Origin of the sequence: Micromonospora sp. NPDC005203 (genome assembly GCF_042872705.1) — a bacterium.
Lineage (GTDB): Bacteria > Actinomycetota > Actinomycetes > Mycobacteriales > Micromonosporaceae > Micromonospora.
In genome coordinates, this window is sequence record NZ_JBIAKV010000011.1 from 115,858 (window position 1) to 128,489 (window position 12,632).

12 protein-coding genes are annotated in these 12,632 nt (G+C 70.5%); 7 read left to right on the plus strand and 5 right to left on the minus strand.

Annotation, left to right across the window (positions count from 1 at the left end; translation table 11 throughout):
- Nucleotides 1-12 precede the first annotated feature (12 nt).
- Nucleotides 13-705, plus strand: a complete 693-nt coding sequence (locus ACFYPM_RS23270; RefSeq protein ID WP_387200500.1) for a regulatory protein RecX — start codon at nt 13-15, stop codon at nt 703-705.
- Nucleotides 706-1,520: 815 nt separating this feature from the next.
- Nucleotides 1,521-3,287, plus strand: a complete 1,767-nt coding sequence (gene rny, locus ACFYPM_RS23275) for a ribonuclease Y (protein ID WP_387200503.1) — start codon at nt 1,521-1,523, stop codon at nt 3,285-3,287.
- Between the two features lie 118 nt (nt 3,288-3,405).
- Here the strand turns inward: rny and ACFYPM_RS23280 are convergent, their stop codons facing one another.
- From ACFYPM_RS23280 to ACFYPM_RS23295, 4 genes are all read right to left on the minus strand, one after another.
- Nucleotides 3,406-4,290 carry an amino acid ABC transporter permease gene (locus ACFYPM_RS23280; protein ID WP_387200506.1) on the minus strand — a complete coding sequence of 295 codons (885 nt, stop codon included), beginning with the start codon at nt 4,288-4,290 and terminating at the stop codon, nt 3,406-3,408.
- Nucleotides 4,290-4,964 carry an amino acid ABC transporter permease gene (locus ACFYPM_RS23285; protein WP_387200509.1) on the minus strand — a complete coding sequence of 225 codons (675 nt, stop codon included), beginning with the start codon at nt 4,962-4,964 and terminating at the stop codon, nt 4,290-4,292. The genes ACFYPM_RS23280 and ACFYPM_RS23285 overlap by 1 nt, the downstream gene beginning before the upstream one ends.
- Nucleotides 4,965-5,048: 84 nt before the next feature.
- On the minus strand, nt 5,049-5,915 hold the full coding sequence (locus ACFYPM_RS23290; RefSeq protein ID WP_387200512.1) for a glutamate ABC transporter substrate-binding protein: 867 nt from the start codon (nt 5,913-5,915) through the stop codon (nt 5,049-5,051).
- Between the two features lie 57 nt (nt 5,916-5,972).
- Complete coding sequence (locus ACFYPM_RS23295) at nt 5,973-6,728, minus strand: amino acid ABC transporter ATP-binding protein (protein WP_387200515.1); 756 nt, start codon at nt 6,726-6,728, stop codon at nt 5,973-5,975.
- A gap of 195 nt (nt 6,729-6,923) precedes the next feature.
- Between ACFYPM_RS23295 and selD the strand changes: the two genes are divergently transcribed.
- Complete coding sequence (gene selD, locus ACFYPM_RS23300; RefSeq protein WP_387200518.1) at nt 6,924-7,913, plus strand: selenide, water dikinase SelD; 990 nt, start codon at nt 6,924-6,926, stop codon at nt 7,911-7,913.
- Between the two features lie 269 nt (nt 7,914-8,182).
- Nucleotides 8,183-8,662 (plus strand): hypothetical protein, encoded by a 480-nt coding sequence (locus ACFYPM_RS23305; protein WP_357247467.1) that lies wholly within the window; start codon nt 8,183-8,185, stop codon nt 8,660-8,662.
- A 143-nt stretch (nt 8,663-8,805) separates the two neighbouring features.
- On the opposite strand, the gene ACFYPM_RS23310 is transcribed toward ACFYPM_RS23305, so the two are convergent.
- Nucleotides 8,806-9,054: a DUF2277 family protein gene (locus ACFYPM_RS23310; protein ID WP_357570203.1), complete on the minus strand. Its 249-nt coding sequence runs from the start codon at nt 9,052-9,054 to the stop codon at nt 8,806-8,808.
- 139 nt (nt 9,055-9,193) lie between these two features.
- On the opposite strand from ACFYPM_RS23310, the gene ACFYPM_RS23315 reads away from it, so the two are divergent.
- Genes ACFYPM_RS23315 through ACFYPM_RS23325 form a run of 3 tightly spaced genes read left to right on the plus strand, consistent with a single transcriptional unit; the run spans nt 9,194 to nt 12,593 of the window.
- Nucleotides 9,194-9,385 (plus strand): hypothetical protein, encoded by a 192-nt coding sequence (locus ACFYPM_RS23315; RefSeq protein WP_387200521.1) that lies wholly within the window; start codon nt 9,194-9,196, stop codon nt 9,383-9,385.
- Nucleotides 9,386-9,391: 6 nt separating this feature from the next.
- Nucleotides 9,392-11,788, plus strand: coding sequence for an FxsB family cyclophane-forming radical SAM/SPASM peptide maturase (locus ACFYPM_RS23320; RefSeq protein WP_387200763.1), 2,397 nt, complete (start codon nt 9,392-9,394; stop codon nt 11,786-11,788).
- The gene (locus tag ACFYPM_RS23325) at nt 11,781-12,593 is read left to right on the plus strand and encodes an aminoglycoside N(3)-acetyltransferase (protein WP_387200524.1); all 813 of its coding nucleotides are present in this window, start codon (nt 11,781-11,783) and stop codon (nt 12,591-12,593) included. Before ACFYPM_RS23320 ends, ACFYPM_RS23325 begins: the two co-directional genes overlap by 8 nt.
- Nucleotides 12,594-12,632 lie beyond the last annotated feature (39 nt).

Sequence of the window (12,632 nt, forward strand, 5' to 3'; positions counted from 1 at the left end):
GGTCGCTGACCCATGGCAGGACGACGCGCCCGTACGGGGCGGGGCTGGGATGCCGGCCCACCCCGTACGGGCGACGCCACCGATCCACCGCGCCCCCGCCAGGGCCGCCGTGGGCGCTCCGCCGACACCGACGCGGTCGAGTCTCCCCCTCGTGACGAGTCGGAGGTGGCCCGCGAGATCTGCCTGCGGCAGCTCGCGGTCCGGCCCCGCACCCGGGCCGAGCTGGCCGGTGCGCTGGCCAAGCGGGGCATCTCCGAGGAGGTCTCGGCCGAGGTGCTCGACAGGTACGACGAGGTCGGCATCATCGACGACGCCGCGTTCGCCCGCGCCTGGGTGTCCAGCCGGCACTCCGGGCGCGGCCTCGCTCGCCGGGCGCTCGCCAACGAGCTACGCCGCAAGGGCGTGGACGGCGAGGTGGCCACCGAGGCGCTGGATGAGCTGGACGAGGAGACCGAGGCGGACACCGCCCGTGGCCTGGTGGAGCGCAAGCTACGCACGGCCCGAGGTGAGCCCGACGCGGTCTTCCGCCGGCTGGTGGGCATGCTGGCCCGCAAGGGCTACCCGCCCGGCGTGGCTATCCGGGCGGTGAAGGACGCGCTGGCCGCGCAGAGCGCCGAGGCGGCCGAGTTCGCCGAGCAGATCGACGCCGACGCGCTCGCCGACGCCGAGGGCGAGTTGGACCGCGACAACCGCTCGATCGGGTGAGAATCGCGCTGGGCGCTGTGGGGTGGGCCGAGGTTGAAGGCGGGTCTGAACGGTGGGCGCGGCCGCGACGTCCACCCCGCGGTGCCGATCACGGCCGCGGAGTTGGCCGTCCGCCGGGCCGCCGGCCAAGATCATGCTCGATCCGGGATGGAGTGGGGTCCTCGCGCGGTGAGGCCACTACATCCACGATCGAGCACGATCTTGGCCGGCGAGGCACGATCGTGGGACGGCAAGTGTGATCTTGGTCGGGGCGAGCCTGCCGGGGGTCGGGCGCGGACGTGGGGTCGTTGGTGTCACACAGTCGGCTCCCCGGAGGGGCGCTGCCGTCGCTGAACAGGCACGACATCCGGATCGGGACGGACGCCTCGCCGTGTTTGTCCCGTCGTGTCCGACACGGCATCACCTTTGGGTGACGATGCAACTTCTCTCCGTTTGGGGGGTTTGATCATGAGTCCTTGACCAGAGCACCCCCGGCGACCTAGCCTCGCCATACAGGCTCACATTGCCCGACCATTGCAGGCTAAGCGCACAACATAGATCGCGTAACAAGACAGCATCACTTTGGCCGACTCCGCGGCCTTTGGCGGCAACTCCGGGCAGGCCGGTCCGGAACGCCGCGACAACTGCACCCGGTCGCCGACGTTGCCTGCGAGCACCGCCGGCGGAGAGAGCTACCCACGGCCAGCCGCTCCGGTCGGGCGTCCACAGCCGCAGGAGTGTGCCCCCGGCACGGTCGCTGCGGTCTCGACCTTAGGGGAGGCGGCCATGGCGGGGCGGCGGCACAGGTTCATCGGTAGACCCGACGGGGTCCCGGCATGAACGCGTTCGACGTCGTGCTCCTCGCGGCCGTCCTCGTCCTCGCCGTGGTGGTGATCGGGGCTGTCCTCGTCGGCATCCGAACGATGCGGCGGATGGGCGCCGCGCCGGCCCCGGAGGATCCCGCCTTCATCGCCGAAAAGGACCGTCAGGAGCAGTCTCTCGCTGCCCTGCGGACCGCCGCCGACGAGGCGAACAGCACGATCGACGTGGCGAAGTCCGCAGCCGCGGCGGCTCGTGCCGAGGCGGCGGCGGCGAAGGCCGAGGCGAAGGCGGCTCGCGCCGAGGCGCGCCGGGTGCTCGACGACGCCCGCGCCGAGGCGGACACCGTCCTGGAGCGCGCCCACAAGCAGGCCGAGGCCGACGCCGAGCAGCTACGGTCGACGGCCCGGCGCAGCGGTGAGCGGGAGGTCGCGGTGCTCGCCGCCACCACCCGCGAGCAGGCCGCGGAGGTGGAGCGTCGGGCGGCGCGGATGGACGAGCGGGAGCGGATGCACACCGAGGAGGTGGAGCGGTTCGCCGAGCGGGAGCGGCAGCTCACCGAGGCGCGCGCGGCCCTCGCGACCCGGGAGTCCGCGCTGGCCCGACGGGAGGCCGAGCTCGCCGAGTCCGAGGAACTGCGCCGCCGGGAGCTGGAGCGGGTCGCCGGGCTCAGCGCCGACGCGGCACGACTGGAGCTGGTCGAGGCGATCGAGACCCAGGCCAAGCGGGAGGCGGCGCTGCTGGTGCGCGACATCGAGTCCGATGCGCGCAACACCGCGGACCAGCGGGCCCGCCACATCGTGGTGGACGCGATCCAGCGGGTCGCCAGCGAACAGACCGCGGAGAGCGTGGTCAGCGTCCTGCACCTGCCCGGTGACGAGATGAAGGGGCGGATCATCGGCCGCGAGGGGCGCAACATCCGCGCCTTCGAGTCGGTGACCGGCGTCAACCTGATCATCGACGACACCCCCGAGGCGGTGCTGCTCTCCTGCTTCGACCCGGTGCGCCGCGAGGTGGGTCGGCTGACCCTGGAGAAGCTCGTCCTGGACGGGCGGATCCACCCGCACCGGATCGAGGAGGTCTACGACCTGGCCCGGCAGGAGGTGGAGCAGCTCTGCCTCCGCGCCGCCGAGGACGCTCTGGTCGAGGTCGGCATCACCGAGATCCACCCGGAGCTGGTGGCCCTGCTCGGACGCCTGCGCTACCGCACCTCGTACGGGCAGAACGTGCTCAAGCACCTGGTGGAGACCGCGCACATCGCCGGCATCATGGCCGCCGAGCTGCGGCTGGACGTGCCCATCATCAAGCGGTCGGCGTTCCTGCACGACATCGGCAAGGCACTCACCCACGAGGTGGAGGGCAGCCACGCCATCATCGGCGCGGACCTGGCCCGCAAGTTCGGCGAGCACGAGGACGTGGTGCACGCCATCGAGGCGCACCACAACGAGGTGCCGCCGCAGACCATCGAGGCCGTACTGACCCAGGCGTCCGACGCCTGTTCCGGTGGCCGGCCGGGCGCGCGCCGGGAGAGCCTGGAGGCGTACGTCAAGCGGCTGGAGCGGATCGAGGAGATCGCGGCCGGCAAGCTCGGCGTGGACAAGGTCTTCGCCATGCAGGCCGGCCGGGAGATCCGGGTGATGGTCAAGCCGGACGACGTGGACGACATCGGCGCGGCCGTGCTGGCCCGCGACGTGGCCAAGCAGATCGAGGAGGAGCTGACCTACCCGGGTCAGATCCGGGTCACCGTGGTCCGCGAGTCCCGGGTCACCGAGATCGCCCGCTGACCGGCCCGCTCACCACGAGTTCAGCAATATCGGGGTGTCCCCATGGTGGGGACACCCCGATATCCAAAAGATCGAGTCGATCAAGCGCTGGGCGGCCCGGCGGGAGGTACGTCGCCGGTCAGCCCTGCGGTTCGCTGACCGTGTGGACGTCGACCGGCGTGGCGTCGGTGGCGGTCCGTCGCTGGGCGCGGAACCCACGCTGCCTGCTGCGCCGGTCCAGCCAGTTGGCCAGTGCGGTGAGCAGCGAGTTGATCACGATGTAGATCGCGGCCACCACGATGGCCGCGGCGACGATGTTGCCCTTGTTCGCGGCGAGGTCGTTGACCCCGCGCTGGAGCAGCTCCGGGTAGGCGACGATGTAGCCGAGCGCGGTGTCCTTGAGCAGCACCACGAGTTGGCTGACGATGACCGGCAGCATCGCCCGGGCGGCCTGCGGCACCAGGATCAGCTGCATGACCTGGCTCTTGCGCATGCCGATCGCGTAGGCGGCCTCGGCCTGCCCGCCGGGCAGCGAGCGGATCCCAGCCCGGAACGCCTCCGCGAGGACCGAGCCGTTGTACAGCGTCAGGCCGATCACGACGGCCCAGAACGCGGTCACCGGCCCGTCGATCACGAACGGCACACCGTAGAAGATGAAGAAGATCATGAGGAGCAGCGGTACGGCGCGGAAGAACTCGACCACCGCGCCGGACGGGATGCTGATCCAGCGACGCTCGGAGAGCCGGCCGACCGCGAAGATGATGCCGAACGCCAACGAGAGCACCATGCCGGTCGCGGCCGCCCAGAGCGTGGCGAGCAGGCCGGGCCCGATGAACTGGGTCCACGTCGTGGCCTCGGTGAAGGGCTTCCAGAGCTGCCCGTCCCACTGGCCCGCCTCGTCGAACTTCGCGTAGATCCACCAGAGCAGCCCGGCCAGGGCGACCCCGAAGACGACGGTCAGTGCCGCGTTGCGGATGCGTGCCCGGGGCCCCGGGTGGTCGTAGAGGACGGAGTCGGTGCTCATCAGCGCTTCACCGCCAGTCGATTGGCCAGCCAGCCGAAGGCGTAGCCGGTGGGGATCAGGAACGCGGCGAAGGTGCCGGCGAAGACCAGGAAGATCATGATGACCGCGTCACCGTTGTCGTTGATGAGCTGCTTCATCACGTTTGAGGACTCCATCAACCCGATCGTGCCGACGATCGTGGCGTTCTTGCAGAGCGCGATCAGGATGCTGCCCAGCGGCGCGATCACGGAGCGCGTGGCCTGGGGCAGCACCACGATCCGCAGGGTCTGCATGAAGGTGAGACCGATCGCGCGGGCCGCCTCGGCCTGCCCGGTGGGCACGGTGTTGACGCCGGAGCGCAGCGCCTCGCAGACGAAGGAGGCCGTGTAGACCGACAGGCCGACGACCCCGAGCCAGTAGTTGTTCAGGTCCAGGTCGTCGGAGAGGCTCAGGCCGAGGTTGGAGTACAGCCCGAAGTAGCAGAAGAAGACCACCAGGGTCAGCGGTGTGTTGCGGAAGATGTTGACCCAGGCCGCCCCGAAGCCGCGCAGCACGGGGACCGGCGAGACCCGCATGGCGGCGAGCACCAGGCCGAGCGCCAGCGCGAACAACGCCGACGCGCCGGTCAGCTTGAGGATCCAGATGAAACCCGACAGGTACGCGTCGAAGTTCGTCGGATCAGCGAATACGTGCATGCGTCGGCTCCCGGGGGCAGGTCGTCGGCGTCGTCACGGGCCGGGGGCCGACACCCGTGATCGGATGTCGGCCCCCGGGACCGGTCAGACGCTGCCGCAGTTGGTCAGCTTGGTGGTGTCCAGCTCGGGTGCGGCCTTGCCGCTCTTGCCCAGGCTGGTGTCCCAGGCGGCCTTGTAGGTGCCGTCCGAGGCGGCGGTCTTGAGGATCTCGTTGACCTTCTCGCAGCCGTCCTTGTCGTCCTTCTTCAGGCCGATGCCGTAGGGCTCGCTGGAGAAGGTCTTGCCGACCACCTTGAACTTGCCGGCGTACTGCGACTGGGCGGCGTAGCCGGCGAGGATGATGTCATCCGTGGTGACGGCGTCGACCTGGCCGTTCTCCAGCAGCGGCAGACACTTGGAGTACGCGTCGAACTGCTGGAGCTTCGCCTTCGGGTAGTCCGACTGGATCCGCTTGGCGGGCGTGGAGCCCGAGGCCGAGCAGACCTTCTTGCCCTCCAGGCCCTCGGGGCCGGTGATCGTCGAGTCGGCCTTGACGAGCAGGTCCTGGCCGGCGATGAAGTACGGGCCAGCGAAGTTGACCTTCTGCTTGCGCTCGTCGTTGATGGTGTACGTGGCCACCACCAGGTCGACGGTGCCCTGCTGGATGAAGGGCTCCCGGTTGTTGGAGACCGTCGTCTTCCACTCGATGTTGTTCGCCTCGACTCCGAGGCCCTTGGCAATGATCTTGCCGATCTCGATGTCGAAGCCCTCGTACTGGCTGCCGGTCTGCAGACCCAGGCCGGGCTGGTCGGCCTTGACGCCGATCACGAGCTTCTTCTGCTTCTCCGCCTTGCCGACGATGCCCTTGGCGCCCGAGCTGCCGGTGCTGTCGCCTTCGTCCCCGCCGCAGGCGGTCATGGTGACGGCCAGGGCCGCGACCGCGGCGACTGCCGCAATGCGCTTGATACGCATACTCTTCTCCTTCTTCGACGGAGCCCACCGAGGTGCGGCGCGCTCCACTACGGACGCCTAGTGCGTGAGGATCTTGGAGAGGAAGTCCTTCGCCCGCTCGCTGCGCGGGTTCTCGAAGAACTCCGCCGGGGAGGCGTCCTCGACGAGCTTGCCGTCGGCCATGAAGATGACCCGGTTGGCCGCGTGCCGGGCGAAGCCCATCTCGTGGGTGACCACGACCATCGTCATGCCGTCGCGGGCAAGCGAGGTCATCACCTCGAGCACCTCGCCGACCATCTCCGGGTCGAGGGCGCTCGTCGGCTCGTCGAAGAGCATCGCCTTCGGCTGCATGGCCAGCGCTCGGGCGATGGCCACGCGCTGCTGCTGGCCGCCGGAGAGCTGAGCCGGGAACTTGTCCGCCTGGTTGCCGATGCCGACCCGGTCGAGCAGGGCCAGGCCGCGCTCGCGGGCGGCGGCCGGCTTCTCCTTGCGGACCTTGATCGGGCCGAGGGTGACGTTCTCCAGGATGGTCTTGTGCGCGAAGAGGTTGAAGGACTGGAAGACCATGCCCACCTCGCTGCGCAGCTTGGCGAGGGGCTTGCCCTCCGCCGGCAGCGGCTGACCGTCGAAGGTGATGCTGCCGGAGCTGATCGGTTCCAGTCGGTTGATGGCGCGGCACAGCGTCGACTTGCCGGAGCCGGACGGGCCGATCACCACGACCACCTCACCCCGACCCACCGACAATGAGACGTCGTCCAGCACGTGCAGCGGCCCGAACCACTTGTTGACCGCGTCCAGCACGATGAGCGGTTCGCCCGTCGTCACGTCGTCCACCGTCCCCTGTCGTCTCCCGGATCGGGGTCGGTTGACCCCCGGTGCGGCCACTGTAGGCGGCCTGATGTGGCGGTATGCAACTCGGCGGGTCACGGAGCGATAACACCGGTAACGATCGTCGACGAGCGTCCGATTCTGGTCACTGCGCGGGTGACAACGGTGGCGATCGTGGCGCGTTGCCGAGATCATGGGGGGATGACCGAACCGGTACGCCTGACCCGTTACGCCCGTGGTGGTGGCTGCGCCTGCAAGATCCCGCCGGGTGAGTTGGAGATCATGGTGTCCGGTCTCGGCCCGGCCACCGGAACCGCGGAGCTGCTGGTCGGGCTGGACCACGGTGACGACGCGGCGGTGGTCCGCCTGGACGAGCGGACCGGCCTGGTCACCACCGCCGACTTCTTCACCCCGGTGGTCGACGACGCGTACGACTGGGGTCGGATCGCCGCCGCCAACGCGCTCTCCGACGTGTACGCGATGGGCGGCACCCCGTTGGTCGCGCTCAACCTGCTCTGCTGGCCCCGCGACGTGCTGCCGATGGAGTTGGCCGGCGAGGTCCTGCGCGGCGGCCAGGACGTGGCGCGGGAGGCCGACTGTCACCTGGCCGGCGGCCACAGTGTGGACGACGACGGCCCGAAGTACGGGCTCGCGGTCACCGGCACGGTCCGTCCGGAGGAGTTGATCACTCTCGACGCCGGGGTGACCGGAGTCCCGTTGTCGTTGACGAAGCCGCTCGGGGTGGGTGTGCTCAACACCCGACACAAGGCCACCGGTGAGACCTTCCCGGAGGCGGTGGCCTCGATGAGCGCGCTCAACCGTGACGCCGCCCGCGCGGCGGTCGCCGCCGGCATCCGCTGTGGCACCGACGTGACCGGGTTCGGGCTGCTCGGGCACGCCTCGAAGCTGGCCCGGGCCAGCCAGCTCACGGTGGCCATCGACGCGGCCAGCGTGCCGTACCTGGCGGGTGCCCGGGAGGCGCTGCGCGACGGGTACGTCAGCGGCGGCAGCCGGCGCAACCTGGAGTGGGTCACGCCGTGGACCGATTTCGGCGCCGTGGGGGAGGACGAGCGGTTGTTGCTGGCCGACGCGCAGACCTCCGGCGGCCTGCTGGTTGCCGGAGAGGTTCCGGGCGCTCCCGTGGTGGGCGAGTTGTTGCCGCGCGGCGAGCACCTCGTCGTCCTGCGCTGACCGTTTCCGCTGACGCCGGATAGGCGGTGGTCACCGCTCGCCGGACACGCGAGTGCCGCTCGCCGGACACGCGGTCGCGGTGGTGCGGTCGGCGCACATAGCCGATAAACTGTCACCTTCCCGCTACTCCGAGCAATGTGGCTCAGGGAAATTTTGCCCGGAATGGTCACAGACCGGTAACTTGCCCCCGCCTGGGGTCAAATGCCCCCCACCATCGTGAGTAAGGCCCGATCCGGAGGCCGGTGGGACGAACGCAGCGAGGAGGCGGAATGACCGAGCTGTGGAACTGGAGAATCGACGGGGCTCGACCCGTGGAGGTCTACCCGGCGCTGGCCGAGGCGCTTGGTCGGGTGGTGATGCCGCTGGCGGTGGCCGACCCGGCCCGACTGCCGGCGTACGCGGTGGTGTGCGACGTCTGGGAGGCGCCGGGCGAGTTCGCGACGGTGGTGGATTGCTACGGGGTGCCCGAGCGGCTCTCCGAGCACGCCAGCATCGCCGCGCTCGCTCGACTGTTGGGCCGCAACTGCCTGTTGCGCGACGACACGCTCGACGCGGGCCGGCACCTGCTCGTCGCCCCGGACGGCACGGTCCGTCCGGTGCACTTCGACGTACGGGACACCGAGGACGGTGAGGTGCTCAGCAGGCACCGGCTCTGCACGGTGGGCGACCCGGGCTGTCGGGGCTGGTCGCAGTGCCACCGTTCGCGCTGGGCGCCGGACACGGTCGTCCCGGCGCTCGCCGCGGCCTGACCTTCGGCCAAGGGTTCGGGCGCGAATCGCCGCGGCCGGACCCGCCAGAGGGGCGGCCCCGGTGCCGCAACAGCAGGTCGGTCCCGCGCCGGCGGTCAGGTGGTGCGGCGGTCAGGTGGTGCGGCGATCAGGTGGTGCGGCGATCAGGTGGTGGCGGTGGCCTGCCGGTCCGGGGTGCCCGATCCGGCGCCCCGCACCACCAGTTGGTCGAGCAGGTCGCGCGTCGCCGCGGTCACGGCGGCCACCGCGGCGTCGAACGCGGCGGCGTTGTGTGCGGCGGGCGCTCGGAAGCCAGAGATCTTCCGGACGTACTGCAACGCCGCCGCCTCGACATCCGCGTCGGTCACCTGCGGGGTGAACGGCTCACGCAGCGTCTTGATGCTCCGGCACATGTGAGTTCCTCCTCGGTTGGTGCGCTACTTGACCAACGATGGCATCGTTGGGGCTGTTGCCTATTCTGGTGGCGCGTCAGGGCCCTCGGGCCGTCCATCACACCTCCCGTGGCGCGTCCGCGGGACCCGGAGACTCACTGTGGACCAGAAGCCCGCATCGCCCACCGGTCGCAGTTCCGACCACATCGCGTCGATCCTGAGGACTCGGCTCGATCAGGTTGCGGCCGAGCACCCCGAGACGGTCGACGTGCTCCTGCGCCGCGTCCTCCCTCCGGCCACCGGTCCGGCGGAGACGGTTGTGCCCATCGCCGCCTTCAACTCGGCCATCTGACCCATGATGGCTGGGCGATCCGCGACGGCTCCGCCCAGCGTTGCGATCAGCCAGTATGTCCTGAAGGTGCATAGCCGCTGTGATCTCAGCTGCGATCACTGTTATGTCTACGAGCACGTCGACCAGACCTGGCGGGGCCGGCCGCGGGAGATGGCCGCGGCGACGCTGGACGCCGCCGCGGCCCGGATAGCCGAGCATGCCAGGGTACGTGACCTGCCGCTGGTCCACGTCGTGTTGCACGGCGGCGAACCGTTGCTGCTCGGTCCGGCCCGAATGCGGCAGATCCTCAACGGGCTGCGAACGGTGATCGATCCGGTCGCCCCGCTCGATCTGCGGATGCAGACCAACGGCGTCCGGCTCGACCCCGCGTTCTGCGACCTCTTCGTCGAGTACGACGTCAAGGTGGGGGTCTCCCTGGACGGCGACCGCGTTGCCAACGACCGGCACCGCCGCTTCGCCAACGGCGCCAGCAGCCACGATCCGGTCCGACAGGCCCTGGCCCTGCTCCGGCGCCCCGAGTACCGCGCCAGCTACGCCGGGATCCTCTGCACGGTGGACGTGGCCAACGACCCCGAGGCGGTCTACGCGGCGCTGCTCGCCGAGGAGCCACCCCGGATCGACCTGCTGCTGCCCCACCACACCTGGGATCATCCACCGGTTCGACCGAGCGGCTCCCCGACCCCCTATGCCGACTGGCTGGGCCGGATCTACCGGCGGTGGGTGAACGACGGCCGGCCGGTGTCGATCCGCCTGTTCGACGCGTTGTGTCCCGGCGGGACGCCGGCGGGCACGGAAGCTGTCGGCCTCGGGGCGGCCGACCTGCTGGTGGTCGAGACCGACGGCACCTGGGAGCAGGCGGACTCGCTGAAGGTGGCGTACGACGGCGCCGCCCGAACCGGCCGAACGGTCTTCGACCACACGGTGGACGAGGCGGCGCGGCATCCCGGGGTGGCGAACCGGCAGACCGGGCTGGTCGGGCTCTCCTCGATCTGCCAGTCCTGCCCGGTGGTCGCGCGCTGCGGCGGCGGACTCTACGCCCACCGCTACCGGACCGGCGCCGGGTTCGACAACCCGTCGGTCTACTGCGGCGACCTCCGAAAGTTGATCTCAATCATTGACCGGCACCCGCCCGGTTCGGCCAGGACAGCCGACCGTGCGGCGGCGCCGCGACCGCCCGGGGAGGTCCCCACCCCCCGGCGGTCGCCGGACCGGCCGGACGCCGAACCGGTGCCGTTCGATGCGGAGCGGATCCTGGACGATCTGGCCGGCGGAGGTGGTGGCCCGGAATCGATCGCGTTCCTGGTCGACGCCGAGTTGGCCATCGTCCGCGCGCTCCTGGCGGCCAGCCGGGATACGACGGCGCCCGGCCCCGGATGGGACCTCCTCGTCGACCTGGACACGACCGCGCCGGCCCCGCTCCGTACCGTGCTCCGACATCCCTTTCTACGCCCTCGCCTGACCAGCCTGCTGTCGGGTCCCCGGCAACCCGGGTCGCGATCCCCCGAACCGGACCCGGTCGCCGCGCTCGCCGCAGCGGCCGCCGTTCGTGCCGGAATTGCCGCCGAGGTCCAGGTCCCCGTCGCTGGTGGTGAGGTCTTCCTACCCACGCTTGGCGCATTCCGGGTGCCGTCGACCGGGATCGACACCGTGGTGCTCACCGTCCGTCCCGGCGGCTTCCGGTTGCTCGCCGGATCCGATCCGTACGACGTCAGGTTTGACGATCCGGCCGGCTGGCCCTCGGGATGGCGGCCGACCCGACGGAGCAGGTTGCCCGGCCACGAGGTGATCATCGAGGATCTGGACCCGGCACGGGACTGCTACGGGCAGTCGGTACGGGAACGCCTGGCCAAGAGGCCGGCCGCCGATCTGGTGGAAACGGTCACCGGGGCGTGGCGGACCGCCGAGCGGGATGTCCCGCGCCACGCGGGGGCGATGAGGGTGGGAATGCGCGCTGTCGTTCCACTGGACACCTCGCCTACGGGCGCGCTGCGTAGTGCCACCGCCCGCGCCGCGTTCGGCGCCGTGGCGGTGGGGCCGGTCGCCGACCCGGAGACCCTCGCCGTGCTGCTCGTGCACGAGTGGCAGCACTCCAAACTCGGTGCGGTGCTGGACCTGTACGACCTGGTAGAACCGGGATCGCCGGTCCGGCTGTCGGTTCCGTGGCGGCCCGATCCGCGGCCAGTCGAAGGGGTGCTCCAGGGCGCGTACGCCCACCTGGCGATTGCCGAGGTCTGGCATGCCCGCGCGGTCGCCGACCGGATGGCCGCGACCCACGCCGACCGATTCCACAGCTGGACGGCTGAGGCGCTCGACGGGTTGGCGGCAAGCCGTTCGTTGACCGCAGCCGGGGACCGTTTCGTCGCGGGGCTGGGACGCGCGCTGGCAGGGCTGGTTCGTGGCTGACCCGCCAACGCCCCCGTTCGACGCCGGCAGCGTCGCCGCCGAGTTGCGCGCCTCAGGTCTCGCCGCCGGGCAGGACGTCCTGGTGCACTCGTCACTGCGTCGGGTGGGCCCGCTGGCCAAGGGGGCGGAGACCCTGGTCGAGGCGCTCAGCGCGGTGCTCGGTCCGCGTGGCACGCTCGTCGTGCCGACCCACAACCCGGGCAACTCGACGACGTCGCGTACCTGGCACGAGGCGACCCGGGGAATGACCGCCGACGAGCGGCTCCGGTACGAGGCGACCCTGCCGGGCTGGGACCGCGGGCGCACTCCCGCGCAGGGCGTCGGCGCACTGGCCGAGTACGTACGCCTTCTGCCCGGAGCCGTGCGCAGTGACCACCCGCAGACTTCGTTCGCCGCCGTCGGACGCCGGGCCGAGTCGCTGACGGCCGATCATGCCCTGGCCTCCCACCTTGGGCAGCGGTCGCCGATTGGTCGGATGTACGACAGCGGGGGCCACGTGCTGCTCCTCGGGGTCGGCTACGAGGCGTGCACCGCTCTGCACCTGGCCGAGTACCGACTGCCCAGCGTGACGACAAAGGTCTATCGCTGTTACCGTCAGGTCGACGGAGGGCGGCTGCGCTGCGACTTCGTCGCGCCAGAGTTGGACGACAGCGACTTCGACAATCTCGGCTCGTGCCTGGACGATCAGCCCTTCGTACGTCGTGCCACGGTTGGTCGGGCGATCAGCCGACTGCTACCGATACCCGCCACAGTGGACTTCGCCGTAGAGTGGTTCGTCAGCAACCGGATCAGCCCGAACCATTGACGGACGCCTTACGTTGAGAATCCGGTCGCTTTCCGGCCG